Origin of the sequence: Pseudomonas sp. B21-035 (genome assembly GCF_024748945.1) — a bacterium.
Classification (GTDB): domain Bacteria; phylum Pseudomonadota; class Gammaproteobacteria; order Pseudomonadales; family Pseudomonadaceae; genus Aquipseudomonas.
In genome coordinates this window covers 854,471-881,372 of the sequence record NZ_CP087179.1, presented here as the reverse complement: position 1 = coordinate 881,372, position 26,902 = coordinate 854,471, and the positions used below count along the sequence as shown (strand labels likewise).

At 62.9% G+C, this 26,902-nt stretch carries 29 protein-coding genes, 1 pseudogene and 1 riboswitch; of the genes and pseudogenes, 16 read left to right on the top strand and 14 right to left on the bottom strand.

Annotated features, from left to right (window positions below; translation table 11 throughout):
• Positions 1-5: 5 nt before the first annotated feature.
• The 3 genes from LOY22_RS03935 to LOY22_RS03925 all read right to left on the bottom strand — a co-directional run bounded on the left by LOY22_RS03935 (position 6) and on the right by LOY22_RS03925 (position 4,680).
• Complete coding sequence (locus LOY22_RS03935; protein WP_045196041.1) at positions 6-1,904, bottom strand: DUF1302 domain-containing protein; 1,899 nt, start codon at positions 1,902-1,904, stop codon at positions 6-8.
• A gap of 334 nt (positions 1,905-2,238) precedes the next feature.
• Positions 2,239-3,921, bottom strand: coding sequence for a fatty acid--CoA ligase (locus LOY22_RS03930; RefSeq protein ID WP_045196039.1), 1,683 nt, complete (start codon positions 3,919-3,921; stop codon positions 2,239-2,241).
• A gap of 129 nt (positions 3,922-4,050) precedes the next feature.
• Positions 4,051-4,680, bottom strand: a complete 630-nt coding sequence (locus tag LOY22_RS03925; protein WP_045196037.1) for a LysE family translocator — start codon at positions 4,678-4,680, stop codon at positions 4,051-4,053.
• A 147-nt stretch (positions 4,681-4,827) separates the two neighbouring features.
• Between LOY22_RS03925 and LOY22_RS03920 the strand changes: the two genes are divergently transcribed.
• From LOY22_RS03920 to LOY22_RS03900, 5 genes are all read left to right on the top strand, one after another.
• Positions 4,828-5,406, top strand: a complete 579-nt coding sequence (locus tag LOY22_RS03920; RefSeq protein ID WP_045196035.1) for an NAD(P)H-dependent oxidoreductase — start codon at positions 4,828-4,830, stop codon at positions 5,404-5,406.
• Between the two features lie 12 nt (positions 5,407-5,418).
• On the top strand, positions 5,419-5,787 hold the full coding sequence (locus LOY22_RS03915) for a MerR family transcriptional regulator (protein WP_045196033.1): 369 nt from the start codon (positions 5,419-5,421) through the stop codon (positions 5,785-5,787).
• Between the two features lie 20 nt (positions 5,788-5,807).
• Positions 5,808-6,770, top strand: a complete 963-nt coding sequence (locus LOY22_RS03910; protein ID WP_045196031.1) for a 2-hydroxyacid dehydrogenase — start codon at positions 5,808-5,810, stop codon at positions 6,768-6,770.
• Between the two features lie 51 nt (positions 6,771-6,821).
• Positions 6,822-7,820: a class I SAM-dependent methyltransferase gene (locus LOY22_RS03905; protein WP_045196029.1), complete on the top strand. Its 999-nt coding sequence runs from the start codon at positions 6,822-6,824 to the stop codon at positions 7,818-7,820.
• Between the two features lie 39 nt (positions 7,821-7,859).
• A riboswitch (yybP-ykoY riboswitch) is annotated at positions 7,860-7,979 on the top strand.
• A gap of 88 nt (positions 7,980-8,067) precedes the next feature.
• On the top strand, positions 8,068-8,655 hold the full coding sequence (locus LOY22_RS03900) for a TMEM165/GDT1 family protein (RefSeq protein WP_045196027.1): 588 nt from the start codon (positions 8,068-8,070) through the stop codon (positions 8,653-8,655).
• Between the two features lie 63 nt (positions 8,656-8,718).
• On the opposite strand, the gene LOY22_RS03895 is transcribed toward LOY22_RS03900, so the two are convergent.
• Positions 8,719-9,534: a M48 family metallopeptidase gene (locus tag LOY22_RS03895; RefSeq protein WP_045196578.1), complete on the bottom strand. Its 816-nt coding sequence runs from the start codon at positions 9,532-9,534 to the stop codon at positions 8,719-8,721.
• 155 nt (positions 9,535-9,689) lie between these two features.
• Here LOY22_RS03895 and LOY22_RS26990 point away from each other — a divergent pair.
• A pseudogene (locus tag LOY22_RS26990) lies at positions 9,690-10,976 on the top strand (HAMP domain-containing protein); the annotation flags it as partial.
• 12 nt (positions 10,977-10,988) lie between these two features.
• On the top strand, positions 10,989-11,831 hold the full coding sequence (locus LOY22_RS26985; protein WP_371128693.1) for a methyl-accepting chemotaxis protein: 843 nt from the start codon (positions 10,989-10,991) through the stop codon (positions 11,829-11,831).
• A 57-nt stretch (positions 11,832-11,888) separates the two neighbouring features.
• Here the strand turns inward: LOY22_RS26985 and LOY22_RS03885 are convergent, their stop codons facing one another.
• Genes LOY22_RS03885 through LOY22_RS03875 form a run of 3 tightly spaced genes read right to left on the bottom strand, consistent with a single transcriptional unit; the run spans position 11,889 to position 12,967 of the window.
• Entirely contained in the window at positions 11,889-12,512 is a 624-nt protein-coding gene (locus LOY22_RS03885) for an SOS response-associated peptidase (protein WP_045196024.1), read from the bottom strand.
• Between the two features lie 12 nt (positions 12,513-12,524).
• The gene (locus tag LOY22_RS03880; RefSeq protein WP_038997143.1) at positions 12,525-12,785 is read right to left on the bottom strand and encodes a putative signal transducing protein; all 261 of its coding nucleotides are present in this window, start codon (positions 12,783-12,785) and stop codon (positions 12,525-12,527) included.
• Positions 12,785-12,967: a CPXCG motif-containing cysteine-rich protein gene (locus tag LOY22_RS03875; RefSeq protein ID WP_045196022.1), complete on the bottom strand. Its 183-nt coding sequence runs from the start codon at positions 12,965-12,967 to the stop codon at positions 12,785-12,787. The genes LOY22_RS03880 and LOY22_RS03875 overlap by 1 nt, the downstream gene beginning before the upstream one ends.
• A 124-nt stretch (positions 12,968-13,091) precedes the next feature.
• Between LOY22_RS03875 and LOY22_RS03870 the strand changes: the two genes are divergently transcribed.
• Positions 13,092-14,255 carry a 1-acyl-sn-glycerol-3-phosphate acyltransferase gene (locus tag LOY22_RS03870; RefSeq protein ID WP_045196020.1) on the top strand — a complete coding sequence of 388 codons (1,164 nt, stop codon included), beginning with the start codon at positions 13,092-13,094 and terminating at the stop codon, positions 14,253-14,255.
• A gap of 48 nt (positions 14,256-14,303) precedes the next feature.
• Here the strand turns inward: LOY22_RS03870 and LOY22_RS03865 are convergent, their stop codons facing one another.
• On the bottom strand, positions 14,304-14,564 hold the full coding sequence (locus LOY22_RS03865) for a hypothetical protein (protein ID WP_045196018.1): 261 nt from the start codon (positions 14,562-14,564) through the stop codon (positions 14,304-14,306).
• 168 nt (positions 14,565-14,732) lie between these two features.
• On the opposite strand from LOY22_RS03865, the gene LOY22_RS03860 reads away from it, so the two are divergent.
• Positions 14,733-14,939 carry a hypothetical protein gene (locus LOY22_RS03860; RefSeq protein ID WP_045196016.1) on the top strand — a complete coding sequence of 69 codons (207 nt, stop codon included), beginning with the start codon at positions 14,733-14,735 and terminating at the stop codon, positions 14,937-14,939.
• Between the two features lie 63 nt (positions 14,940-15,002).
• Here LOY22_RS03860 and LOY22_RS03855 read toward each other — a convergent pair whose 3' ends face one another.
• A complete protein-coding gene (locus tag LOY22_RS03855; protein ID WP_038997150.1) occupies positions 15,003-15,587 on the bottom strand; it encodes a YajG family lipoprotein in 585 nt (194 codons plus the stop codon).
• A 174-nt stretch (positions 15,588-15,761) separates the two neighbouring features.
• Here LOY22_RS03855 and LOY22_RS03850 point away from each other — a divergent pair, with 174 nt between their 5' ends.
• Positions 15,762-15,995, top strand: coding sequence for a hypothetical protein (locus tag LOY22_RS03850; protein ID WP_045196014.1), 234 nt, complete (start codon positions 15,762-15,764; stop codon positions 15,993-15,995).
• Positions 15,996-16,600: 605 nt separating this feature from the next.
• Positions 16,601-18,106: a malate dehydrogenase (quinone) gene (gene mqo / locus LOY22_RS03845; RefSeq protein ID WP_045196012.1), complete on the top strand. Its 1,506-nt coding sequence runs from the start codon at positions 16,601-16,603 to the stop codon at positions 18,104-18,106.
• Between the two features lie 52 nt (positions 18,107-18,158).
• Here the strand turns inward: mqo and LOY22_RS03840 are convergent, their stop codons facing one another.
• The 3 genes from LOY22_RS03840 to LOY22_RS03830 all read right to left on the bottom strand — a co-directional run bounded on the left by LOY22_RS03840 (position 18,159) and on the right by LOY22_RS03830 (position 19,631).
• Entirely contained in the window at positions 18,159-18,449 is a 291-nt protein-coding gene (locus tag LOY22_RS03840) for a PA4642 family protein (protein WP_045196010.1), read from the bottom strand.
• A 70-nt stretch (positions 18,450-18,519) separates the two neighbouring features.
• On the bottom strand, positions 18,520-18,987 hold the full coding sequence (locus tag LOY22_RS03835; RefSeq protein ID WP_045196008.1) for a hypothetical protein: 468 nt from the start codon (positions 18,985-18,987) through the stop codon (positions 18,520-18,522).
• A gap of 86 nt (positions 18,988-19,073) precedes the next feature.
• Positions 19,074-19,631, bottom strand: a complete 558-nt coding sequence (locus LOY22_RS03830; protein WP_010225758.1) for a hypoxanthine-guanine phosphoribosyltransferase — start codon at positions 19,629-19,631, stop codon at positions 19,074-19,076.
• Positions 19,632-19,795: 164 nt separating this feature from the next.
• Between LOY22_RS03830 and upp the strand changes: the two genes are divergently transcribed.
• The gene (gene upp, locus LOY22_RS03825) at positions 19,796-20,434 is read left to right on the top strand and encodes a uracil phosphoribosyltransferase (RefSeq protein WP_045196006.1); all 639 of its coding nucleotides are present in this window, start codon (positions 19,796-19,798) and stop codon (positions 20,432-20,434) included.
• Between the two features lie 2 nt (positions 20,435-20,436).
• Positions 20,437-21,711 carry a uracil-xanthine permease family protein gene (locus LOY22_RS03820; protein WP_093387948.1) on the top strand — a complete coding sequence of 425 codons (1,275 nt, stop codon included), beginning with the start codon at positions 20,437-20,439 and terminating at the stop codon, positions 21,709-21,711.
• Between the two features lie 62 nt (positions 21,712-21,773).
• Here the strand turns inward: LOY22_RS03820 and hemH are convergent, their stop codons facing one another.
• The gene (gene hemH, locus LOY22_RS03815; RefSeq protein ID WP_045196002.1) at positions 21,774-22,787 is read right to left on the bottom strand and encodes a ferrochelatase; all 1,014 of its coding nucleotides are present in this window, start codon (positions 22,785-22,787) and stop codon (positions 21,774-21,776) included.
• Positions 22,788-22,800: 13 nt separating this feature from the next.
• The gene (locus LOY22_RS03810; RefSeq protein ID WP_093387946.1) at positions 22,801-23,706 is read right to left on the bottom strand and encodes a TIGR01777 family oxidoreductase; all 906 of its coding nucleotides are present in this window, start codon (positions 23,704-23,706) and stop codon (positions 22,801-22,803) included.
• 186 nt (positions 23,707-23,892) lie between these two features.
• Here LOY22_RS03810 and LOY22_RS03805 point away from each other — a divergent pair, with 186 nt between their 5' ends.
• The 3 genes from LOY22_RS03805 to LOY22_RS03795 all read left to right on the top strand — a co-directional run bounded on the left by LOY22_RS03805 (position 23,893) and on the right by LOY22_RS03795 (position 26,898).
• Positions 23,893-24,879 (top strand): NAD(P)/FAD-dependent oxidoreductase, encoded by a 987-nt coding sequence (locus tag LOY22_RS03805; RefSeq protein WP_045195999.1) that lies wholly within the window; start codon positions 23,893-23,895, stop codon positions 24,877-24,879.
• Positions 24,880-25,034: 155 nt separating this feature from the next.
• The gene (locus tag LOY22_RS03800; protein WP_258596397.1) at positions 25,035-26,003 is read left to right on the top strand and encodes a DUF523 and DUF1722 domain-containing protein; all 969 of its coding nucleotides are present in this window, start codon (positions 25,035-25,037) and stop codon (positions 26,001-26,003) included.
• Complete coding sequence (locus LOY22_RS03795) at positions 25,993-26,898, top strand: MerR family transcriptional regulator (protein ID WP_258596395.1); 906 nt, start codon at positions 25,993-25,995, stop codon at positions 26,896-26,898. The genes LOY22_RS03800 and LOY22_RS03795 overlap by 11 nt, the downstream gene beginning before the upstream one ends.
• Positions 26,899-26,902 lie beyond the last annotated feature (4 nt).

Genomic DNA, 26,902 nt, shown 5'->3' with positions numbered 1-26,902 from the left:
AATTCTTAGAAGTTCACGCCGAAGCTGAGGGCGATGAAATCGCGGTCATCCACGGTGGTGTACTTGCCGTCGAAGAAGTTGGTGTACGACAGGCTGGTGGTGTAGGTGTTCTGGTACTCGGCATCCAGGCCCAGGCTGATCGCCTTGCGCCCTTCCTCGAAGTTGCTGCCAGGGCCTGGCGAGTAGCCAGACACGTCATGGGACCAGGCCACGCTCGGCTTGAGGTTGACCCCGGCGAATACATCCGGGTAGTCCCAGATGGCGCGCGCGCGGTAGCCCCAGGAAGTACTGGTGGTGTAACCGTCGTTCTCGCAGTTGCGGCTGCGGTTGGCGTCCGAAGCGCCAGGGCCTGCGCCGTTGATGGTGCCGGTGTTGATGATCGCCGAGCAGGTATCGAGATTGCCTGCCCCTGGGGTTGCCGGCAGCGGGCCTGGGCCGTAGACCGGGTCGCGGCCGTAACGCACATCGTGGGCGCTTTCCAGGCCGCCGACATGGGTCACGCCGACTTCACCCACCACGGTCAGGCGGCTGGCGCCCATGACCTGGTCGAAGAAGTGCGTCAGGGTGGTCTGGAACTGGGTGATTTCCTTGCGCCGGTAGCCGTTCAGGTCCTGGCCCGGCACCCCGTTGAGCAGCGAGGCATTGGCCAGGGTGCCGCCAATCGGACGCACGCCGGCGTAGAGGATATCGGTGGTGTTGAGCTGCACCGGGGCGTTTGGCCGGTAGCTGATTTCACCGCTCCACGCCGTGCCGGTAGGCAGGGTGGTGGAGAAGCTCAGGCCGTACAGGCGGATGTCTTCCGGGTACTCGACAAAGTAGCTGGAGTTGCCGGCGACGATCAGCGGTGCCAACGGACGCAAGGCTGCAGGCAGCCCGGCCAGGCCGGCATAGACCCGCGGATCGGCACCGTGGGCGCTGAAGATCGGCGCACGGCTGTGGTAGTTCATGAAGTAGGCGCCGAACTCGGTGCCCAGCGGGTCGTACATGTAACGCAAGGCCACGCCGAACTGGCCGCTGTCTCGCGCATCGCGGTCAGGGCCACGGGCGACCCGCACACCTTCGCCATTGACGTCCACACCCTGGCTTGCGAGGAAGCCGCGGGCGGCCGCTGGCAACGCGTTGGCACTGTTGAGTACGCGCAGGTTATCGGTACAGCCGTCGGCAATGATGTCCGGCTGGGAGAAGAAGGTGCCGCAGTTGTCGACGACGGTCTGGTCCCATTCGAGCTGGTAGAAGGCTTCGCCCGAGAGATTGTCGGTCAGGCTCTGGGACACATAGAACATGTTGACCGGAATCAGACCTTCCTTGATTTCGGCACCCGGACGGCGGAAGGCCGCCACGTCGATCGGGTTGATCGAGTTGATACCGTTACCGATGAAGGTACTTTCACCCCAGCTGACCACCTGCTTGCCCAGGCGCACCGAGCCCGGCTGATCGGCGATCGAGTAGTTGTGGTAGACGAAGGCGTCGAGGATCTGCCCGCCGGACGACTTGGCGCCCTCTTTGCGGTTGGTGTCGCTGATGTCCTTGAACTCGCGATGCTCATCCTTGAGTTCGAAGTCGTACCAGTACTTGCCACGGACGAATACCCCGGTATCGCCGTACTTGAGTTCCAGGTCGTGGATACCCTTGAAGATTTTCGAGAAGGTCTCACCGCGCTTGAAGTTCAGGTGGCCGTCATCGGAGGTCTGCGACAACCCCTTGCCGCCGTTGTTGACGCCGATCAGGTTCTTGTTCGGGCTGGCTGTCGACCAGCTCGCCCCCACCGACAGCGACGAGTCGAACGAGCCTTCGATTTCACCGATGTTGAAACTGACGCCGAATGCAGGACCGGCGAGCGTAGAAGCGAGGCTGACGGCCAGGGGCAGTTTCGCCCGGCGCCAGAACAGATTTGCTGATGTCATCGACGCTACTCCATGTACTTTATTTTTATGGCAGTGAGTCCTTTGCAGAAACGCATCGCTCGAGCGGTGTGAGCGCACCTTTTTGCTCGAACGAGTGGCTGGGCACATGCATGTGCGATCCCCCGTTCCTGAAAATCCCCTGAACCGACTATAGCCAGCAGGTTGAACTGCTTGATCCCTCTAAAGTGTGATTTGCATCCCAACCCCTCTGGCAGGGTCTGCATGACCGGCCACTACGCTGGCTGGGGGAAGAATGGCTTAATTTCGTCATTTGACAAGGCGCCCATGCGTCTGGCGTGCGGGTCGCGCCGCTTCAGGCGCGACCCGCCCGGCATTACAGGGTCGAGAGGAAGGTGCTGTTACTGGCTTGCCACTGGCTGATGTCCAGGCGAATGCGCTTCTTGTCGAGCTTGCCGACACTGGTCTTGGGAATTTCAGTAACAAGGGCGATCTGGCTGGGGATCGCCCACTTGTTGATGTGCCCCAGCTCCACGAATGGCTTGAGGTGTTCCTTGAGGACCTTGGCGTCGATGCTCTGGCCTTCGTGGATCACCAGCAGGGCAAACGGCCGCTCGCCCCACTGCGGGTCGGCGACACCGACCACCGCCACTTCGCGGATCGCCGGGTGGCGGCTGATCAGGTCTTCGAGCTCCAGTGACGAGATCCACTCGCCGCCGGTCTTGATCACGTCCTTGATGCGGTCACGGATATCGATCACGCCCATGCTGTCGAGGGTGGCGACGTCACCGGTGTGCAGCCAGCCGCCCTGCCAGAGTTCGGCGCCTTTCTCGGGCTCGCGGAAGTACCCCATGGTCAGCCACGGCGCGCGCAGCACCAGTTCGCCCTGGGTCTCGCCATCGGCCGCCAGGAAGTTGCCGTTGCCATCGACAATCGCAGTTTCCACCAACGGCACCGGCACCCCGGCCTTGATCCGGTAGGTGATGCATTCGTCTTCGCTGCCAGCCAGCAGCTCGTCGTTGAGGTGAGCGCAGGACACCAGCGGGCAGGTCTCGGACATACCGTAAGCGGCGGTCAGCTGAATTCCGTGGGCCTTGGCCGCCTCGTACAGGGCGCGGTTCAGGGCACTGCCGCCAATGATGATTTTCCAGCCGCCGAAGTCCTGTTGCTGGGCACCCTTGGCATTGAGCAGCATCTGCAAGATGGTCGGTACGCAATGCGAGAAGGTCACCTTCTCGTTGCGCCACAGTTCGCAAAGCATCTCCGGCTCGTAGCGCCCGGGGTAGACCTGCTTGATGCCGAGCATGGTCGCCACGTAGGGAATGCCCCAGGCATGGACATGGAACATCGGCGTGATGGGCATGTACACATCATTGCTGCCGAGCAGGCGCACGCTGTCGATACTGCCGGTGACCGTCGCGGCCGCCAGAGTGTGCAGCACCAGTTGCCGGTGGGTGAAATACACCCCCTTGGGGTTACCGGTGGTACCGGTGGTGTAGAACGTGGTGGCAACCGAGTTCTCGTCGAAATCAGGGAAGTCATAGACCGGGCTGGCCGCCGCCAGCAATTGCTCGTACTCGCCGACCAGGTTCGGTAGGTCGGCGGTTTTCTGCTCGCCATCGGTCAGCAGCAGGGTTTTCTCCACCGTGGTCAGTTGCCCGGCGATGGCCTGGTAGAGGCCGACAAAGTCGCTGTTGACCAGCACGAAGCGGTCATCGGCGTGGTTCATGGTGTAAAGGATCTGCTCCGGCGACAGGCGCACGTTGATGGTGTGCACCACCGCGCCAATCATCGGAATGGCGAACATGCATTCGAGGTAGCGATGGCTGTCCCAGTCCATCACCGCCACGGTGTCACCCGCCTTGACCCCCGCTTCGGTGAGCACATTGGCCAGCCGCGCGATGCGCTCGTTGAGGGTCAGGTAGCTGTAGCGCAGCTGATCGCGGTAGACGATCTCGCGGGTTTTCTCGTAACGGCTGCCGGACAGCAGCAGGCGCTTGATCAACAGCGGAAACTGGTAAGCGTCCTCGGCAGGAGGAATGACGCGAGTCTGCAACATAGGAGTCCCTTTTCTAGAGTGCACAGGCTGGGCAAGACATGCCTTACTCTAGAACGCCTCCACAGCGGCCAAATCAGCCAAAGGAATGATTTGACCGCTGCAGGGATTAGTGGCGTTTGAACATCATTGTCAGTGCATTTCGGTGAAAGCGATCTTCACCCCCAGGGCAATCAGCACCGCGCCCATGGTGCGATCGAACCAGTGACCCATGCGCGCAAAGCCGGCGCGCACCCGCTGCTGGCTGAACAGCATGGCCACCAGGCAGAACCACAGGCCGGTGGCCACGGCCAGGTACAACCCGTAACCGGCCTGGATCGCCAGCGGCGTGTGCGGGTTGATGACCACGGTGAACAGCGACAGGAAAAACAGCGTCGCCTTGGGGTTCAGGCCATTGGTCATGAAGCCGGCGACAAAGGCCGCCCGCGGTGTGCGCTCGACCGTGGAGGCCTGCACGGCGTCGCTGCCAGGCGCGGCCGGGCGGGCGCGCAGGGCCTTGAAGCCGATGTACAGCAAGTAGGCGGCAGCCAGCCATTTCAGCGCATTGAACAGCATGATCGACTGCGACACGATCAGGCCGATACCCAGCAGCGAATAGCCGACATGCAGGAAAATCGCGGTACCGACGCCAAAGGCCGTCCAGGTACCGGCGCGCCGGCCGTGGGTAACACTCTCGCGCACCACCACGGCGAAATCCGGGCCGGGGCTGGCCACCGCCAGCAGGTGGATCAACGCGACAGTCAGAAATTCGGCCCAGTACATGGGGGCTCCTTGCGGCAAAAGGTCAAACGGGGGCAACACACTACGCCCTCGCAGACCTTTGAAACAATCCCTGTGGGTGCTGGCGCCTTGACTCTCCCCCTTGGGGCAGGCGTTAGCCTCAGCGCTTTGCCCCTGGAACTGCCTTCGATGAGCAAACGAATCCTGGTGATACTCGGCCACCCTTCGCGTAACAGTTTCTGCGCAGCACTGAGCGACAGCTACATCAGCAGTGCCCGCGACAAAGGCCACGAAGTCTGCCTGCTGGAGCTCGGCGAGCTGGCCTTCGACCCGATCCTGCGCGAGGGTTATCAACAGGTACAAGCTTTGGAGCCCGACCTGCTGCACGCCCAGCAGCTGATCAGCTGGGCCGAGCACCTGGTGCTGGTCTTCCCGGTCTGGTGGGGCGGGATTCCGGCGCTGCTCAAGGGCTTTCTCGATCGCATCCTGCTGCCCGGCTTTGCCTTCAAGTACCGCAACAACTCGCCCTTCCCCGAACAGTTGCTCAAAGGCCGCAGCGCCGACCTGCTGGTGAGCATGGACACCCCGCCCTGGTACTACCGCTGGGTCTACCGCATGCCGGCGCTGCAGCAGATGCGCCGCACGACCCTGGGCTTCTGTGGAATCAGGACGCAAAAGACGTTAACGTTTGGCCCCATCATCAGCTCGAGCGCAGGCCAGCGCGATGCCTGGCTGCAGCAGGCGCGCAGGCTGGCTCACCGGCACTAACAAGGACGTTCGATGTACATCGGCAAAGCCGCGCAGCTGTCCGGGGCAACCATCAAAAGCATTCGCCATTATGAGCGCATCGGCCTGCTGCCGGCGCCCAGGCGCCAGGGCCGTTATCGCCTGTATGACCAACACAGCGTCGCCCTGCTGAGCCTGATCAAGTGCGCGCAAAAGCTCGGCTTCAGCCTCAAGGAGATGCAAGCGCTGGTGAGTGATGATCAGGCCGGCTTGCCGATCGAGCGGGTGCGCCAGGCGATTGCCGGCAAAAGCGCCCAGCTGCAGGCGCAGATCCAGGCACTGCAGCAGCAACAGCAAGGCCTGCTTGAACTGCAAAGCAGCCTTGAGCACAGCCATTACGATTGCTTCGCCTACAACGCTTGAGCCCTTACTGGAGCCACCCTATGTCCATCTCCCGTCGCGCCGTGTTTCTCGACCATAGCTCCCTGGACCTCGGTGACCTGGCGCTGGATCGCCTCAAGGCCTGTTTCGATGAGCTGCAGCTCTATCCGGCCAGCGCCCCCGGGCAGGTCGCCGAACGCCTGCAGGGCGCCAGCGTGGCGATCAGTAACAAGGTCATGATCGACGCCGCCACCCTCGCCGCCTGCCCCGAGCTGAAGCTGATTCTGGTGGCCGCCACCGGCACCAACAATGTCGACCTGCAGGCCGCCCGCGCCCAGGGCGTGGTGGTCAGCAACTGCCAGGGCTACGGCACGCCGTCGGTGGCCCAGCACACCCTGGCTTTGCTGTTGGCCCTGGCCACGCGCCTGAGCGACTATCAAAAGGCTGTCGCCAACGGCCAGTGGGGCCAGGCCAAACAGTTCTGCCTGCTGGACTTCCCCATCGTCGAGCTGGAGGGCAAGACCCTCGGCCTGCTCGGCCATGGCGAGCTGGGTGGCGCCGTAGCACGCCTGGCCGAAGCCTTCGGCATGCGCGTACTGCTTGGCCAGTTGCCCGGGCGCCCGCCCCGCGAAGACCGTATTGCGCTGGATGAGCTGCTGCCGCAGGTCGACGCGCTGACCCTGCACTGCCCGCTCAACGAGCACACCCGCAACCTGATCGGCGCCCGCCAACTGGCCCTGCTCAAGCCCGGCGCCTTTGTGATCAACACCGCCCGCGGCGGCCTGATCGACGAGCAGGCCCTGGCCGATGCCCTGCGCGCCGGCCACCTGGGCGGCGCGGCTACCGACGTGCTGAGTGTCGAACCACCGGTCAACGGCAACCCGCTGCTGGCAGCCGATATCCCGCGGCTGATCGTCACCCCGCACAGCGCCTGGGGCGCGGTCGAGTCACGCCAGCGTATCGTCGAGCAATTGAGCGAGAACGCCGAGGCGTTTTTTGCTGGCAGCCCGCGCCGCCAGGTCTAAGCCCGGCCAGGCTCTGGTAAACTGCGCCACTTTTTTCAGGAGTCGCCGTCCATGGACCCGCGCAGTGAAGTGTTGCTTCGTCAGGCCGATCTTTTCCAGGGCTCGCTGTTGCTGGCCGGTTTGCCTGCCGACGACCTGCTCGGCAAGTTGCCGGCGGCCCATGGCTGGAGCTGGCACGCCGGCGATCAGGCGGCGCTCGAGGCACGCTTCGCCGGGCGCAGCCACTTCGATGTAAACGCACCGGCCCAGGCTTTCGACGCCGCCGTGCTGTTCTTGCCCAAATCCCGGGACCTGGCCAATTACCTGCTCAACGCCCTGGCCTCGCGCCTGGCCGGTCGCCAGCTGTACCTGGTCGGCGAGAAACGCGGCGGCATCGAAGGCGCGGCCAAACAACTGCACGCCTTCGGCAAGCCGCGCAAACTCGACAGCGCCCGCCATTGCCAGCTGTGGCAGGTCACCGTCGAGCACGCCCCTGAAGCCAGGCCGCTGGAAAGCCTGGCCGAGCATTTCCAGCTGGAGCTGGCCGATGGCCCGCTGCAGATCGTCAGCCTGCCGGGCGTATTCAGCCATGGGCGCCTGGATCGCGGCAGCGCCCTGCTGCTGGAAAACCTCGACCAGCTGCCAACCGGCCACGTGCTGGATTTTGGCTGTGGCGCGGGTGTTCTCGGGGCGGCGATCAAACGCCGTTATCCGCAAAACCGCATCACCCTGCTTGATGTCGACGCCTTTGCCGTGGCCAGTAGCCGCCTGACCCTGGCCGCCAATGGTCTGGAAGGCGAGGTGATCTGCGGCGACGGCATCGATGCCGCGCCGCGCGAGCTGGACGTGATCATCAGCAACCCGCCGTTCCACACAGGTGTTCACACCAATTACCAGGCCTCGGAAAACCTGCTGCGAAAATCAGCCGATCATCTGAAAAAAGGCGGCGAAATGCGCTTGGTGGCAAATAGCTTCCTGCGCTACCAGCCGCTGATCGAAGCGGCCCTGGGCAACTGCCGGATCCGCGACGAGGGCCAAGGCTTTCGCATCTACCAGGCAACACGCGGTTAAAAAGAGCGCTTGCCGAAACGGATTTGCCTAGGCAGAATCCGCTCCGTCCTAGGGGAGTAGTCTCCCGCGAGCCCCCAGCTCGCCCGGTACGCGTCAACATACTTGGTCCACAGACCATGGCGCGTGCGACCCACGGTCCGCACAGACGGACCCAGGGTTTGACAAGACCTATGACACGAACACCTTACCCGGGGCGGGAAGGCTGTACGTGTCATAGCCGTGTCGACCCGCCCCCGTAGGAATCCTGATGCTGGAATCATTGCTCGTCCCCACCGCGATCGTGGCCCTCGCCGAAATTGGCGACAAAACCCAATTGCTCGCGCTGATCCTTGCCGCGCGCTTTCGCAAGCCCTGGCCGATCATCGCCGGTATCATTGCCGCTACCCTGGCCAACCATGCCGCGGCCGGTGCCGTCGGCGCCTGGTTCAGCACCTTCTTCTCCGCCGCCACCCTGCACTGGATTCTCGCCGCAAGCTTTGCCGCCACGGCACTGTGGACGCTGATCCCGGACAAGATGGACGATGACGAAGCCAGCACCGCACGGCGCTTCGGCCCGTTCCTGACCACCCTGATCGCGTTCTTCATCGCGGAAATCGGCGACAAGACCCAGGTCGCCACGGTGATGCTGGCGGCGCAGTATCCGCACCTGATCATGGTCATTATCGGTACCACCCTGGGCATGCTGATTGCCAACGTGCCGGTGGTATTGGCGGGTAATTTTGCTGCAGAGAAACTGCCACTGACCCTGATCCGCCGCCTGGCGTCGGCTGCATTCTTCGTCCTGGCCGCGGTGGCGGTGTATTCGGCGATGCAGGTCAGTGGCTGGATCGGCTGAATACAATCGCAGGTCAAGCCCGCTCCTACAGTGGCCTGTGGGAGCGGGCATGACCTGCGATTTTTACTTGCGGGCCTGCTCGTACAACGGCATCACCTTCGGAATCGCCGCCTGCAACGAAGCCTGACGGCTGGCCGACGCCGGGTGAGTGCTCATGAACTCCGGCTGCGAGCCACCCGAGGCCTGGGCCATCTTGTCCCACAAGCTGATCGCCGCATTCGGGTTGTAGCCGGCGCGGGCGGCCAGCTCCAGGCCGATCAGGTCGGCTTCGTTCTCGTTGGCGCGGCTGTTGGGCAGGGTCATGCTGTACTGCACCACCGTGTCGGCGATCGCCATGCTGTCCTGGCCCAGGCCCAGCAGGGCACCGGCGCCCTGGCGAGCCATCTGCACGCCATAGGCCTTGGACATCGCCTCACGACCATGCTCACGCAGGGCGTGGGCGATTTCATGGCCCATGACCGCAGCGAGCTCGTCGTCGGTCAGCTTGAGTTTTTCGATCAGGCCGCTGTAGACGAAGATCTTGCCACCCGGGCCGCAGTTGGCGTTGAGCTCGTCGCTCTTGATCAGGTTGACTTCCCAGTTCCACTGCGCCGAGTCCGGGCGGAACTGCGGGGCCTGGGCAATCAGGCGGTCAGCGATCAATTGCACGCGCTTGGCGTTGTTGCTGGTCTTGTCGAGCACACCCTTGCTGGATGCCTCGCCCAGGGTTTGCTGGTAGGACTGGGCATACATCTGGTTGACCTCATCGGTCGACAGCATGCTGAACATGTATTGCTTACGCTCGACACCCACGGCGCCGCCGCTGGTGGTGTTCACCGCCTGGCAGCCAGCGAGCAGGACGCTGGCGCTCAATGCACCGATTACAAATGACTTACGCATGAAAACACTCCCTTCGAACATGCCGCGTATCCTAGGCCGACTCCGTTGAGCCCGCCATATCCCTGACGAAGAATTCTCCAGACGGTGCTCATGCTTTCGCCCGGCCGGGCCGATAACGTAAGGCAGACGCCTTTCCTTGCGCTTGGAGCCCCCTCATGAAGTTCCGGTCGATCCAGTTTTCCGTCGCCGCCCTGGCCGGCGCCATTGTCCTGAGCATTGTCGCCGCCCTGGTGCTGTACGCCGTGTATTCCGGCGAACGTACCCAGGAGCTGGTGCAAAGCCGCACCCAGCAGCAGTTCGAGGCGGTGATCGAGCAGCGCCTGACCGCCCTGGCGCGGACCCAGGTCAGCGAGATCCAGCGCGGCCTGGAAGCACCGCTACTGATTGCCAAAGGCTTGGCTACCAGCAACGCCATGCTCGGCATGCAGGACGCCAGCGGCAATCCGCGGCTGAAGATCGAACGCCAGCAAATGATCGCCCTGCTCAAGCAGACAGCACTGACCAATCCGCTGATCCTCGGCACCTACCTGGGCTGGGAAAGCAACGCCCTGGACCACGACGACGCGCGCTTCGTCGGCACCTCGATCACCGGTATCGACAGCGCCAGCGGGCGCTTTCTGCCCTGGTGGTTCCGCAACGAAGACGGCAGCCTGGGCCTGGACAAACTGGCCGACGTCAACGACCAGACCGTCCTCGCCACCGGCGTGCGCGCCAGTGAGTACTACCTGTGCCCGCGGGAATCAAAGAAAGCCTGCGTGATCGACCCGGCACCTTACAAGGTAGGCGACAAAGTGGTGATGCTCGCCTCGTTCGTCGAGCCGATCATGATCGACGGCACGTTCCAGGGCATTGCCGGCGCCGACCTGTCGGTGAACTTCATCCAGGAACTGCTCAATACCGCCGATCGCCAGCTCTATGACGGTGCCGGCGAGCTGGCACTGGTGTCCGGCAACGGCCGCCTGGTGGCCTTTACCAAAGACCCGGGCAAATTCGGCGAGAAAGCCAGCGACGTCCTCGACGCCAATGCCGCCGCCACCCTGGCGCAACTGAGCGGCGAGAACCTGCACTACGAAGTCGACCAGGGCGCAGGCCGCATCGAGCTGTACTTGCCGTTCAAGATCGCCAATACCGACGCGCGCTGGACCCTGCTGCTGGAACTGCCGATCAGCGCGGTGATGGCCGATGTGCAGAAGTTGCAAAGCGACCTCAGCGACCAGCGCCGCACCGACATCACCGGCATGACCGTGGTCGGCCTGGGTATCGCCGCCCTTGGCCTGCTGGTGATCTGGCTGCTGGCCCACGGCATTGCCCGGCCACTGCGGCAAATGGTGGCGATGCTCGATGACATCGCCCAGGGCGAAGGCGACCTGACCCGCCGCCTGAGCAGCGACCGCGCCGACGAACTGGGCTCGATCGCCAAGGGCTTCAACACCTTCCTGAGCAAGCTGCAGGCGATGATCAGCCAGGTGGTGGCCTCGGTGCAGAAGGTCAGCGACTCCTCCGAACACACCGCCGACATCGCCATTCGCACCAACCAGGGTGTACACAAACAAATGGCCGAGATCGATCTGGTGGCCACCGCCGTGCACGAAATGACCGCTACCGCCCAGGACGTCGCGCGCAACGCCACCCATGCCGCCCAGGCCGCCAGCAATGCTGACCAGGCCGCACATCAGGGCCTGGCGATCGTGCGCGATACTTCCAGTTCGATCAGCGCCCTGGCCGAGGAAATCGGCCGAGCAGTGGGTGTGGTGCAGAACCTGGCGCGCGACAGCGAAAACATCAATGCCATCCTCACCGCCATCCGCGCGATTGCCGAGCAGACCAACCTGCTGGCGCTTAACGCTGCCATCGAGGCCGCTCGCGCCGGTGAGCAGGGCCGTGGTTTTGCCGTGGTCGCTGATGAAGTGCGCAACCTGGCGCAGAAAACCCAGCAGGCCACCGAAGAAATCCAGCAGATGATCCAGCAACTGCAGCAAGGTACCCGCGATGTGGTGCGGGTCATGGAAGACAGCCAGGGCAAGACCGACGACAGCGTGCAGCAAGCCGCGCGCGCTGCCCAGGCGCTGGAAAGCATTACCCAGGCAGTGTCGGTGATCAACGACATGAACACGCAGATTGCCAGTGCTGCCGAAGAGCAGAGCGCGGTGGCCGAAGACATCAACCGTAACGTGATCAATATTGGCCAGGTGGCCAACGAGGTGGCTGGCGGGGCGGATGAGTCGAGTACCGCCAGCGCCGAGCTGACCAAGCTGGCCGAGCAACAGCGGCGCTTGATCAATCAGTTCAGGGTGTAAAGCCAGCCCCACGGAGCAAAGGGTCAGCTGAGGGAGCAGGCTTGACCCGCGGTGCTTTTAAGCCGGGGTCAGACACTCCGGCCCATTGAGCTTGGGATCATTGACCATATTGGCCAGCACCCGCTCACGCAGCGGCGCCTGGCCGCCCGCCAGCAGCTCGTACAAGCGCGCCGGCGGGGTTTCGGGATCGAGCCAGGCAGCCTGCCCGGCCTCATCGAGTATCAGCGGCCGGCGCTGGTTCAGCGCCGCCTGGGTTACCACCGCGGTACTCAGCCAGACCTGATCCTGCACCGGATATGCCTCCCAGATCGCTGCAAAAAACAACGACGAGCCCTCCCCCGGCGTCAGCCAGTACGGCCGCTTGCGCTGGGTACCGCGCCATTCGTAAAAGCCGTTGGCCGGTAGCAGACAGCGACGCAGGCGAAACGCCTCACGGAACATCGGCTGTTCGGCCAGGGTTTCGGCGCGGGCGTGGGCCGGGGTGCGCGACAAGTCGGTGAGCCAGGCCGGGGTCAGCCCCCAGCGTGCCCGCGCCAGCTCCAGCTGGCCACCCTCGAGGCGGCGCTGGATCAGCACCGAGGCGCCGGGGGAGATATTCCATTGCGCCTGCTGGTCACTGGGAAATCCCGGCAGGGCAGCAAAGGCGGGAGACCAGCGAAACAGCGCATAACGTCCACACATGAGGGCAAAAACCTAGCAAATCAGGGTTCCGGGGATGTTCTCCGGTTCGTCGCCGGCAAGTGGCTGGGCGCTATTGTACGCGGCGATCAGCTCGCGTGCGCAGGCAGCCTGCTCATCGGCCACCGCCAAACCGAGCAAACCGTGCATCGGCAGGTCGCCCATGGCGCCCATCAGGTCGCGGCCGACCAGGTGCACTGTGATGCCTTCGCTGGCGAGCATGCCGATGAGCATTTGTGCTTCGAGCAGGCTTTCAGGGTCGTAGATTCGCTGCATCAGTCATTCTCACCATAAACGTCCAGCATCCATTCCTCGCCATGTACCTGCAGCACGAAACGGATCGGCTTGCAGCACACCTGACAGTCTTCGATGTACTCCTGATCACCGCCCGACAGGTCCACTGTCGTCTCGACTTCTTCACCACAATAAGGACAATCGTAAAGCGCTGTCTCCAGCATCGCGGCCTCCCGAGTGACTTGTGCGTATAATTGCCGGTCTATTTACAGGCCCTGAGTGTGTCTGAGCCGTTTTTCAGACCCCGGCCCTACCTATTACCCTAGCCGTTTCCAACAAGAGAGCATGATGGGCGAATTCGATGCCATCCGACCGTACGACGACGCTGAAGTCCCTGCCGTTCTGGCACGGCTGCTCAGCGACCCGGCATTCCTCGATATCCTCACCCACTTCCGCTTCCCGCGCATGGCCGGGGCCTTCGGCTGGCTGCTCAAGCCGCTGATCGCCCGGCGCCTGCGCAAAGAGTTTGCCGGGGTCACCTGCGTTTCGACCCTGCAGGACAAAGTCGAGTACTACGTCGACCATACCATCGAGCGGGCAACCGACGGCGTGACCTACACCGGCGTCGAGCAGCTCAAGGCCGGTACCGCCTACCTGTTCCTGGCCAACCACCGCGACATCGTCATGGACCCGGCCTTCGTCAACTATGCCGTGTACCACGCCGGCCTGCCGACCCCGCGCATCGCCATCGGCGACAACCTGCTGCAAAAACCGTTCGTCAGCGACATGATGCGCCTGAACAAGAGCTTCATCGTGCACCGCTCGATCACCGGCCGGCGGGAAAAGCTCGCGGCTTACCAGCTGCTGTCGGCCTACATCAACCATTCGATCCGTAACGACGGCCAGTCGATCTGGATCGCCCAGGCCGAAGGCCGGGCCAAGGATGGTGATGACCGTACCGATTCGGCAATCCTGAAAATGTTCCACATGAGCCGCAAGGACGAGCCGTTTGGCGCCGTGATCCAGTCGCTGAACCTGAGCCCGGTGTCGATCAGCTACGAGTACGACCCCTGCGACCAGGCCAAGGCCCGCGAGCTGTATATCCGCGCCACCACCGGCACCTACAGCAAGGCGCCGGGTGAAGACGACATCAGCATCGCCCAGGGCATCACCGGCTACAAAGGCCGCGTGCACATCAACTTTGCCCCGCCGGTGACGGAGTTCGTCGAGGACACCAAGCAACTGGCAGCAGAGATTGACCGGCAGATTCTGGCCGGCTACCGGTTGTTCCCGGTGCATTACCTGGCCTATGCGCAGTGGGCCGATGCCGACCCGGCGCTGGAGGTGCCAGCAGCGGCCAAGGTGTTTGCGGCCGATGAACTGGCCCGCGCCCAGGCCGAATGGCAGCGCCGCCTGGACGCCTGCCCGGCCGAACAGCGGCCGTACCTGGTGCAGCAGTATGCGATGCCGGTACGCAATCAGTACCGGGTCAAGGCGGGGTTGGCGTTGTAAATTTATCGCGGGTCAAGCCCGCTCCCACAATTAACTTGGGAGCAGGCTTCACACCCAGGTGCTGAACCAGGACAACAGCAAGGCCAGCGCCAGGAAGGCAAAGCCAAGAATGTAGTAGAAGCGGTTGATGCGCAGGCTCATGCCATCGATCACCGCTTCATCGCCAGCCAGGCCCGCCAGGGTTTGCGCCGCGCGGCGGCGGGCACTGTGCAGCAGCAGGCCGCCCGGGCAGGTCAGCAGCAGGGCCAGCAGATTGATCAGCTTGGCCGGATGGGCGGCGAACAGCCCCCAGATCACTTGCAACGACATCGCAAAACCTCAAAAGAAGTACATCGATACTTTCGACACGGCGGGCATTCTACCCAAGCGCCGTGCCCTTGCCTGTGCTTTGCGACAAATGACGATTAATTCCGGCGTCACACGCTCGTCATCAAGACACGCCACTCTGTTGGCCGTCGCCACTCACCGGAGCTTGTCATGCTGCATGCCGAAAACCAGGACCGCCTCTACCTGATCGCCCAGAGCGATGAGCAGCAGGCGTTGATCGACGGCCTGGCGTTCAACGTCCAGGACCGCCAATGGCTGGTGTACTGCGCCCTGGGCGGGCATGCCCATGAAGACCTGCCCGAGGTCGACGGCCCTACCGGCATCAGCGTGCTGGACTTCTACGTCGAAGCCGCCTGAACCTGCAAAAACACAAAAGCCCGATGCCTGCCATGCAGACATCGGGCTTTTTGCTGGTGAGGCTTATTCGCCGAGGATCTGGCCGATGGCCTGGTCCTTGAACAGGCGGGTCAGCGCATCGCTGAGCACATCACCCACCAGCTTGGTGTTGGTTTCCTGGTTCGGCGCCATGCCGAAGCGCTGGTCCAGCGACGCGCCGTAGCGGCCGCTGTAGCGACGGTTGGCGTTGGCCACGTCAGCCTTGAAGGTTGCGCCGATGGTGGCTTCGGTCACGTACATGCCTTCTTTGGGCGACTGGTACTTGAGTTCGGCCAGGGTCACGGTCAGCTGCGGCGCGTTGTAGGCGTTCGGCGTCGGGGTAAAGCCCAGCAGGCGCACAGCTGCTTCGGCCTGGGCCTGCAGTTTTGGCAGGATGTCGTTGCCGGTCACGGTGATGGCGCTGGTTTCAGGGTACAGGCCGCCACGGGTGCCGAGGGTTTGCGAAGCGCGACCATCGACCACCTTGACCACCACTGGCTGGCCATGACCGACCGGCGCCAGCTGGGCGTTGAGTTTCGGTTGCGGGCTGAGTTGTTGCGGGCTGTGGGCACAACCGGCCAGGGTCAGACTGGTCACCGCGATCAAACCGAACAACAAACGTTGCAACATGCTCATCTCTCCAGAATAGGCAGCAAAGGCCGCCAGTATAACCAGCACGGGGCAGCCCAGCTATCGGCGTGCCATTAGTGAATAAGACAGGCATCCCCGGGCCCGGTTCGCTGTCACAATCGTTTCATCACTGCCCGGTTATCCTAGGCTCAGTTCTTCACAGGGATACCCGCCATGTCCTCGCTCCTGGCCCTGCTGTTCAAACGCAACCCGCAACGCTGCTTCGCCCGCCTCGACGCCCACGGCCTTTGCCAGGCCTTCAAGCAGTGCGCGCAGGCCCCGGCGACCAGTGGCTGGGTGGAAATCAGCGAAATTCGCCTGGCCTGGCTCAACCGTCCGCTGCCCGCCAGCGCCCGTGTTTCAAAGCGTGTCAGTGGAAACTGGCTGCAACGCAGCCTCGCCGCCTGAGTTTTGCCTCAATAAAAGTCGCTAATAAAGAGCTTTTCTGCCCGCGACATCGCTATAATCTCCCCCCGATTATAAGGACGTCTCCTGATCGGGCCTCGCAGTACCGCCAATGCCCAGCATTGCGCATCCCCCGCACCGCCCACAGAGAGCCTTCCACACAGGTCTTGCACCAGCCAGTGTGCCTGCGTCATCCGGCCATCTGCTCTGCCTGAACCTGCCGGGTCTGCCATCGCGCAGCCCATTTTGAGGTTCACGTCTCCAAAAGAGCGTGAAAAAACGGGTTTTCACAACTTCACGAGAGTGTGGCGAGCAATGAACAGTCTGGCATGTGCAAAAGCACCTAAAGTGTCCCGAACAGCCCTGAACAGCTGGCAACAGCGCTCATTTGCAATGGGTGCCTGAAACCGGTCCATAACGCACGACGGATACCTTGACCATAAGTCGAATTGCCGCACCGGCTGTAAAATGCGTTCATAGGCAACGCAAAGCCCGGTTGGTGGTGTCCGCTGAAGTTGCAAAAACTGCGAATAATCGGACATGGCGATCCTGGCAAGCCAGGGATCCTATGCTGTCAATTTGGTGCTGAAGATTTTGGAGACGCGTTAATGGCGCAGAACGAAGCAGTCGATGTAGTACTGGTAGGGGCAGGCATCATGAGTGCCACCCTGGCCGTACTGCTCAAGGAACTCGACCCGGCAATCAAGCTGGAAGTCGTCGAGTTGATGGATTCGGGTGCCGCGGAAAGTTCCAACCCGTGGAACAACGCCGGGACCGGCCATGCCGGGCTGTGTGAACTGAACTACACGCCACAGGCCGCCGACGGCAGCATCGATATCAAGAAAGCGGTGCATATCAATACCCAGTTCGAGGTGTCCCGGCAGTTCTGGGCCTACCTGAGCAAAAAGGGTGCGTTCAGCTCGCCGCGGGCGTTCATCAACCCCGTGCCGCACCTGAGCTACGTCGAGGGCGAGAAGGGCATCAGCTTCCTCAAGAAGCGTTTCGAGATGCTCAAGCAGCACCACGCCTTCAGCGAAATGGAGTACACCGAAGACAAGGCGGTGATGAACGAGTGGATGCCGCTGATGATGCCGGGTCGCCCTGCCGACCAGCAGATCGCCGCCACCCGCGTCATGAAAGGCACCGACGTCAACTTCGGCGCGCTGACCAACAAGCTGCTCAAGCACCTGGCCAACGCCCCCGAAGCACAGGTCAAGTACTGCAAGAAAGTCACCGGCCTGCGCCGTAACGGCAGCGGCTGGACCGTCAGCATCAAGGACGTCAACAGCGGCAGCAGCCGTGAAGTCGATGCCCGCTTCGTGTTCCTCGGCGCCGGTGGCGCGGCCCTGCCGCTGCTGCAACTGTCGGGTATCGAAGAGAGCAAGGGCTTTGGCGGCTTCCCGGTCAGCGGCCAGTGGCTGCGTTGCGACAACCCGGAAGTGGTCAAGCGCCACCAGGCCAAGGTCTACAGCCAGGCCGCGGTAGGTTCGCCACCGATGTCGGTGCCGCACCTGGATACCCGCGTGGTCGACGGCAAGACCTCGCTGCTGTTCGGCCCGTACGCAGGCTTCACCACCAAGTTCCTCAAGCACGGCTCGTTCCTCGACCTGCCGCTGTCGGTACGCATGGGCAACATCGGCCCGATGCTGGCCGTGGCCCGCGACAACATGGACCTGACCAAGTACCTGGTCAGCGAAGTGATGCAGTCGATGGAGCAGCGCCTGGATTCACTGCGCCGCTTCTACCCCGAGGCCAAGGCCGAGGACTGGCGTCTGGAAGTGGCTGGCCAGCGCGTGCAGATCATCAAGAAAGACCCGAAAAAAGGCGGCATCCTGCAGTTCGGTACCGAACTGGTTGCAGCCAAGGACGGCTCCCTGGCCGCCCTGCTCGGTGCTTCCCCTGGTGCTTCGGTAACCGTGTCGATCATGCTGGATCTGATCGAGCGCTGCTTCCCCGAGCAAGCCAAGGGCGCCTGGGCGGCCAAGCTCAAGGAAATTTTCCCGGCCCGGGAAAAGGTCCTGGCCACCGACGCTGCCCTGTACCACAAGATCAGTGCGTACAACGACGAGGCCCTGGGCCTGGTCGAAAGCAGCCCGGCGCAGAGCTACGCATAATCTGCCGGCATAAAAAAACGCCCTTCGGGGCGTTTTTTTATGGGCGCTGGTATCAGCCGCGAGCCTTGTCGATGATCTCGGTGTACTCGGGCGCATTGCGCTGATCCGCGATGGCTTCGACGAAGGTCTTACCGTGCTCGTCCTTGCCGTCCAGGTCATAACCAGCCTCGACGAAGAAGCCGACATAGCGCTCGAAGTCATCGACGCGCAGGCCGCGGTAGCCCTTGATCAGCTTGTGATGCGAAGGCGAAGTTACGCCATCGGCCGGCTCGTATTGCAGGAACGACTTAATGTAGTCATCACTGATCTCATCACCAATCACTTGCTTCTTGTCTTTACGCATTGCCGACTCCAACTGAACCATCACGGACATTTTCACGGGCCGGCAGTTTACCCCCGGGCAACGCCGGCACTCAACGCGCGCGTACGCTTCCGGTATGCAGATCGGCCCAGATGTGACCGTTGGGGTAGCTGAGGAACTGCACATAGACGGTATCGTTGCGCAGCAGGTCGAGCATCACCCGGTACTGGGCCAGCGGGTAGTTGAGTGTGAGGGTTTTGCTTTTGTCGTCGAACACCGGCTTTTTCAGGCTTTTGCTTTCGGCATCGAAGCTGACCAGTACCTGGCTGATGGTCGCGCCCTTGCTCAGCGGCTTGCCCTTGAGGCGCAGAATCAACGGTGAGGTGACCGGAATCGGTTGCTGGTTGGACTGGCGCTGGTTGCCCACTACCACCGAATAGCTGGTGACCTGCAGCAACTGCTGCGAATCGGCAACTTCCTTACGCAGCCCGAGGTCGTCGGGCGGCAGGAACTGGCTGTGCAGGGGCGCCGCGGCCAGCGGCATGCTCAGCAGGAACAGCAGGGGGAAAATCGCACGCATGTCAGGCTCCTTGGGGGCAGCCTGGCACTCTAGCATGGGGTAAGGCAAACGGGGCAAGCCGGGTCGACCGGCCCCGCCTGTGGACCTCAGAGACCCTTTACAGCGTAGATACCGTTAGCGTTGCGCCAGTAGCCTTTGTAGTCCATGCCATAACCGAACACATAGCGGTCAACACAGCTCAAGCCGCAGAAGTCGGCCTTGAGGTCGGCGCTGGCCTTGCGGTCGTGGTCCTTGTCGATCAGCACGGCAGTGTGCACGGCGCGGGCACCGGCATGCTTGCAGAAATCGATGATTGCGCTGAGGGTATGACCTTCGTCAAGAATGTCGTCGATGATCAGCACGTCACGATCGATAAACGAGACTTCCGGCTTGGCCTTCCAGAACAGGTCGCCACCGCTGGTCTGGTTGCGGTAGCGGGTGGCGTGCAGGTAGGACGATTCCAGCGGGAATTGCAGATGGGTCAGCAGTTTGCCGGCGAAGATCAGGCCGCCGTTCATCACACAGAACACTACCGGGTTGCTGTCGGCCAGCACCTCGGTGATTTGCGCGCCCACGCGGGCGATGGCGGCCTCGACTTCGGCTTCGGTGTGCAGGCAGTCAGCCTCGCGCATGACTTGACGGATGTGCTCGAGATCGGCGGACATGGCGCTCTCCAAGGGGCGGCAATTGAGAAAAGCGGGCAAAGGTACGCATCCCGTCGCATCAGATCAAGCATTTCTGGACTAACGTCCAGTAAGTCTGAGGACATGCATGGCTGAATAGATTAATCTAGCGCGGTTTTTTTGCCCGCCCCCCGGAGCTTTTCCCTATGCCTACCCGTGAGATCCGCCATCCGCTGATCCGCCACAAGCTCGGCCTGATGCGCCGCGCCGACATCAGCACCAAGAACTTTCGCGAGCTCGCCCAGGAAGTCGGCACGCTCCTGACCTACGAAGCAACCAAAGACCTGCCGCTGGAAAGCTACGAAATCGACGGCTGGTGCGGCAAGGTCCAGGTCGAGAAGATCGCCGGCAAGAAGATTACTGTAGTACCGATCCTGCGCGCCGGCATCGGCATGCTCGACGGCGTGCTCAGCCTGATCCCGGGCGCCAAGGTCAGCGCCGTGGGCGTGGCCCGCAACGAGGAGACCCTCGAAGCGCACACCTACCTGGAAAAACTCGCCCCGGAGATCAACGAGCGCCTGGCGCTGATCATCGACCCGATGCTGGCCACCGGCGCCTCGATGGTCGCCACCATCGACCTGCTGAAAAAGGCCGGCTGCAAGGACATCCGCGCGATGGTCCTGGTTGCCGCCCCCGAAGGCATCGCCGTGGTCGAGAAAGCCCACCCGGATGTGCAGATCTACACTGCCTCGATCGACCAGTGCCTGAACGAGCACGGCTACATCATCCCGGGCCTGGGCGATGCCGGTGACAAGATCTTCGGTACCAAGCAGAAGGACGCCTGAACATGCAGGATGAGTTCAACGACCCGCTCTGGCGCCAGGTCGTCTCCGGCGCGCAGATGCTCTTCGTCGCCTTTGGCGCGCTGGTATTGATGCCGCTGATTACCGGCCTCGACCCCAACGTCGCGCTGTTCACGGCGGGTTTGGGAACTCTGCTGTTTCAGATAGTGACCGGCCGTCAGGTGCCGGTATTCCTGGCCTCGAGTTTCGCTTTCATCACTCCGATCATCCTCGCCAAGGGCCAGTTCGGCCTGGCCGAGACCATGGGCGGGGTCATGGCGGCGGGCTTCGTCTACACCTTCCTCGGCCTTGCGGTAAAAATCAAAGGCACCGGCTTTATCGACCGCCTGCTGCCACCGGTGGTGATCGGCCCGGTGATCATCTCGATCGGCCTGGCAATGGCGCCGATTGCCGCCAACATGGCCATGGGCAAGGCCGGTGACGGCGCCGAGCTGCTGCCGTACGGCACAGCGATGATGATCTCCATGCCGGCGCTGCTGACCACCCTGATCGTCGCGGTGTTCGGCAAGGGTATCTTCCGCCTGGTGCCGATCATTGCCGGGGTGCTGGTGGGCTTTGCCCTGTCGTTCTACTTTGGCGTGGTCGACACCGCCAAGATCGCCGCCGCGCCCTGGCTGGCGCTGCCGCACTTCACCGCGCCAGCGTTCAACTGGCAGGCGATCCTGTTCATCGTACCGGTGGCCCTGGCGCCGGCGATCGAGCACATCGGCGGGGTGATTGCGGTGGGCAGCGTGACCGGCCGCGACTACCTGAAAAAGCCTGGCCTGCACCGCACCCTGCTCGGTGACGGCATCGCCACCACCACTGCCGGCCTGTTCGGCGGGCCGCCCAACACCACCTACGCCGAAGTGACCGGCGCGGTGATGCTGACCAAGAACTACAACCCGAAGATCATGACCTGGGCGGCAATCTTTGCCATCACCCTGGCCTTCATCGGCAAGTTCGGCGCGCTGCTGCAGAGCATTCCGGTGCCGGTAATGGGCGGCATCCTCTGCCTGCTGTTCGGCTCGATCGCGGCGGTGGGCATGAACACCATGATCCGCCACAAGATCGATCTCAGCGAAGCGCGCAACCTGGTGATCGTGTCGGTAACCCTGGTGTTCGGTATCGGCGGCGTGCTGATCGGTAGCGGCACAGGCCCCGATGACTGGGGCCTGAAGGGCATCGCCCTGTGCGCGGTGGTGGCTATTGCCTTGAACCTGCTGCTGCCGGGTAACGACAGCTGGAAGAACAAGGCGCTGGACGATCAGTTGCCTTGATCTGAAGGTCTAGCCCCCTCCCAAGCAGTCTGTGGGAGCGGGCTAGACCCGCGATGAGGCCCTCAAGCCTCTTCGCACATCCCCTTCAACGCCTGCACCCACTGCGGGTGATCATTCAGGCACGGCACCAGCACCAGCTCTTCGCCGCCGGCCTCGACAAACTGCTCGCGCCCGCGGTCACCGATCTCTTCCAGGGTCTCGATGCAATCGGCGACAAACGCCGGGCACATTACCAGCAGCTTTTTCACCCCTGACTTGCCCAGCTCGTCCAACCGCGTTTCGGTGTACGGCTCGATCCACTTCGCCCGCCCCAGCCTTGACTGGAACGACACCGACCACTTGCCGTCGGGGATGCCCATCTTCTGCGCGAACGCCTGGGCGGTGCGCAGGCACTGGCCGCGATAGCAGACCGCAAGCACCTCGGGCGAAGCGGTGCGGCAGCAATCGGCGTCCTGGAAACAATGCTTGCCGGTGGGGTCGAGTTTTTTCAGGTGTCGCTCGGGCAGGCCATGGAAGCTGAGCAGCAGGTGATCGTAATCCTCCTGCAAGTATGGCTGCGCGCTGGCTACCAGGGCGTCGATGTATTCCGGCTTGTCGTAGAACGGCTGCAGAATCGCCATCTCGAGCGGCAGCTTGTGCTCGCCAATCACCTGTTTCGCCTGCTCGATGACCGTGGTCACGGTGCTGTCGGCAAACTGCGGGTACAGCGGCGCCAAGGTGACCTTCTTCACGCCCTGGCTGGCCAGGCGCGTCAGCACCGTTGGCAACGAAGGCTCGCCGTAGCGCATGGCGATTTCCACCGGGCCGTGGCTCCACTGCTCGCGCATTGCGGCCTGCAGGCGGCGGGTCAGCACCACCAGCGGCGAACCCTCGTCCCACCAGATCGAGGCATAGGCATGGGCCGATTGCTCCGGGCGCTTGATCAGGATCAGCGACACCAGCAGCCGCCGCACCGGCCACGGCAGGTCGATGACATAGGGGTCCATGAGAAACTGATTGAGGTACCGGCGCACGTCGGCGACAGAAGTGGAGGCCGGTGAACCCAGGTTGACCAGCAGCAAAGCGTGATCGGTCATGCAACGTCCTATTTCAGAGGCGCCTGGACAGTTCATCCAGGGCCGATTGCAGATCATTGAAGCGGAAGGTAAAACCGGCCGCCAGCAAACGTACCGGCCGCGCCCGTTGCCCGCCCAGTAGCAAGGTCGACAATTCGCCCAGCCCGGCCTTGAGCAGCAGCGCCGGCATCGGCATCAATGCCGGGCGGTGCAGGGCCCGGCCCAGACGCCTGGCGAACTCGCGGTTGCGCACCGGCTCCGGGGCGCAGGCATTATAAGGACCGCTGGCATCCTTGTGCTGCAAGAGAAAATCAATCAGGGCGATCTGGTCGTGTATATGGATCCACGGCATCCACTGCCGACCGTCGCCGATAGGCCCGCCCAGCCCGAGTTTGAACGGCAGGCGCAGGCGCGACAAAAAGCCGCCCTCGCTCGCCAGCACCAGCCCGGTACGCACCAGCACCACGCGAATCCCCAGCGGTTGTGCGGCCATGGCGGTTTCTTCCCAGGCGATGCACAGCTGGCTGGCGAAATCCTCCTTGACCGGCTGCGAAGCCTCGGTGAGTTCGCGCTCGCCACCATCGCCATACCAGCCTACCGCCGAACCCGAGATCAGTACCTCGGGGCGCTGCTGACGCTTCTCCAACCAGGCCAGCAATTGCTCGGTCAAAGTGATACGACTGGCCCAGAGCAAGGCGCGACGGCTGGAGCTCCAGGGCCGGTCGGCAATCGGTGCGCCGGCCAGATTGATCACCGCGTCCACGCCGTCGTCATCGGCCAGCTCATCGAGCCGGGCTATGCCACGCACCCCGGAGCCACACAACTTGCCCACCTGTTCAGGGCGCCGACTCCATACCGTCAGCCGATGTCCCTGGGCCAGCCAGTGCTGACACAGGTGTTGGCCGATCAACCCGGTACCGCCGGTCAGCAATATATGCATGGCTGTGTCCTCGCATGGCGCGCCAGTGGTCTATTTTTAACAACAAGGCACTTTTTTGACCGATCGCTCTCGGATAAACATAGGCCAACCTGTGGTAACGAGCGGAATCATCTTATACAGGATTCGTGCATTGTACAGGTTTGCCGGGCAGCGTAGTCTGCAACCATTAGGTTCGAAGAGGCCATCATGACTGTACCTATTGCCATCATCGGGGCCGGTATCGCCGGCCTGTCCGCCGCCCAGGCGTTGCAAAAGGCCGGGCAGACCGTTCATTTGTTCGACAAGGGCCACGGCAGCGGCGGACGCATGGCCAGCAAACGCAGCGATGCCGGCGCCCTTGATCTCGGCGCCCAGTACTTCACGGCCCGCGACCGGCGCTTTGTCGACCAGTTGCAGCAATGGGTAGCGGCCGGTTGGGCGGCCGAATGGAAGCCGCAGCTGTATCACTATCAGGATGGCGTACTGAGCCCCTCCCCCGACGAGCAGACGCGCTGGGTTGGCGTGCCGCGCATGAGCGCCATCACCCGCGGCCTGCTCAAGGATGTCACGGTAAACTTCAGCTGCCGTATTGCCGAAGTCTATCGCGGCCAGAAGTACTGGCACCTGCAGGACACCGACGGCTGCAGCCACGGGCCGTTCAGCCGGGTGGTAGTCGCCGTGCCGGCGCCTCAGGCCACCCAGTTGCTCAGTGCTGCGCCCAAGCTGGCCGCCACTGCCGCCGGCGTGCAGATGGACCCGACCTGGGCCATCGCCCTGGCGTTCGACACCCCGCTCGACACCCCGATGCAAGGCTGCTTCGTACAAGGCAGCGCCCTCGACTGGCTGGCGCGCAACCGGAGCAAACCCGGGCGCGACGAACACATGGACACCTGGGTGTTGCATGCCACTTCCAGCTGGAGCAAGCAGCACATCGACCTGCCCAAGGAGGCGGTGATCGAGCAACTGTGGGGCGATTTCGCCGAGCTGGTCGGCTGCGTGGTGCCCGCCCCGAACTTCTCCCTCGCCCACCGCTGGCTGTATGCCCGCCCGGCCAGCAATCACGAATGGGGCGCCCTGGCCGACGCTGACCTGGGCCTGTATGCCTGTGGCGACTGGTGCCTGTCGGGCCGGGTCGAAGGCGCTTGGCTCAGCGGCCAGGAAGCGGCCCGTCGGCTGCTTGAGCATCTGGAGTAACAGCTGCCGGGGCTGCTCCTGTTCAGCCCCGCCTGACATTTTCGACATCCTGCACAAAAGTTGTACAAGTGGTTTGACTTGCACAGGTTTGCCCCTATGATGGGATTTACCTGTACATAAAACTTTATTTGTACAATATTTTTCAGGATCTGTTCATGAACGCTCGTGACCTGCCGCGCAAGCCCCGCATTGCTGTCAGCGCCTGCCTGATCGGCCAGGAAGTGCGTTTCAACGGCGGCCACAAAGCCTCGCGCCTGTGCAACGAGGTCCTCAGCGAACACTTCGATTTGGTCCCGGTTTGCCCAGAAGTCGCCATCGGCCTGGGCGTGCCACGTGCACCCATCCGCCTGGTAGGTGATCCTGCCGACCCGCAGGCCGTGTGCAGCCGCGACCCCGGCCTGGATCTGTCCGGCCCGTTGCGCGCTTACGGGCAGCAGATGGCCAAGGATCTCGACGATATTTGCGGCTACATCTTCATGCACAAATCCCCCTCCTGCGGCCTGGAGCGAGTCAAGGTCTATCAGGCCAATGGCTATCCAGCGCCCGAGGGCGGCCGCGGGTTGTTCGCCGCCGCCTTCTGTGAGCAGCGTCCCGATTTACCGGTGGAAGAAGATGGCAGGCTCTGTGATCCGGTGCTGCGCGAGAACTTCATCACCCGGGTATATGCCTACGCCGACTGGCAGCAGCTGATCGCCGCTGGCGTCAGCCGCGGCGCCCTGATCGCGTTTCATTCCCGCTACAAGTACCAGCTGATGGCGCACAACCCGCAGCAGTACAAAGTCCTGGGCAAGCTGTTGGGCAGCATGGGCCGCGACGACGATCCCGAGTTGCTCGCCCCGCGTTACTTCAGCCAGTTGATCCAGGCCCTGAGCCGCTGCGCCAGCCGTGGCACCCACAGCAATGTACTGTTGCACCTGAGCGGTTACCTGCGCGATGCCTTGAGCCGCGCCGACAAGCAGGAAATCCAGCAACTGATCAGCCAGTACCATGCCGGCGTGGTGCCGCTGGTGGTGCCGCTGACCCTGCTCAAGCATCATTTGCGCAAGCATCCCGACCCCTACCTGGCGCAGCAGGTGTACTTGCAACCGCACCCGGAAAACCTGAGCCTGCGCAATGCCATCTGAAGCCTTGTTGCCGATCCGCGAGGTGACGCGCCTGACCGGTATCAACCCGGTCACCCTGCGTGCGTGGGAGCGTCGTTACGGCTTGATCGTGCCGCAACGCACCGGCAAGGGGCATCGCCTCTACAGCCAGGAAGACGTCCAGCGTATCCAGCAGATCCTCACCTGGCTTGACCGGGGCGCGGCGGTCAGCCAGGTCAAAGCCTTGCTGCAAGCCAGCCCGGGGGAGTCACCGTCGCCGGCCGGCAGCGACTGGCAGGCCCTGCGCGAGCAACTCAAGGAAGCCATCGCCGCCCTCGCCGAGCGCCGGCTTGAGCAGCAGGTGAACCAGGCCATGGCCCTGTACCCGGCGGCAACCCTCTGTGAACAGCTGTTGATGCCGCTGCTTGCCGACCTCGAACTGCGCTGGCAGGGCCAATTCGCCACTGGCCTTGAGCAGGTGTTCTTTTTCTCGTGGCTACGCAGCAAGCTCGGGGCACGGCTCTATCACAACAACCATCAGCTCGGCGGCGCCCCCTTGCTGCTGGTAAACGGCTCTGACCTGGCCTTCGACCCACGGCTGTGGCTGACGGCCTGGCTGGCCAGCAATGCCGGTTACCCGGTGCAGGTCTTCGACTGGCCACCACCGGGCAACGAGCTGAGCCTGGCGGTCGCCCAGTTGCGGCCATGGGCGTTGCTGCTGAGCATCGACAAGTCGCTGGACATCGCCCGCTTACAAAGAAACCTGGCCGACGTCGAAATTCCGAAACTCCTGTGCGGCCGCGCAGTCAGCATTCATAAGCATGCCCTGCAAGCCTGGACGGACGAGACGCTGTTTGTCCTCGATTCGCCCCAGGCGGCGCTTCAGTGCCTGCGCCAACTCAGGGGCGAACAGCCTGAATTTCACCTTCAAGGGTAACCAA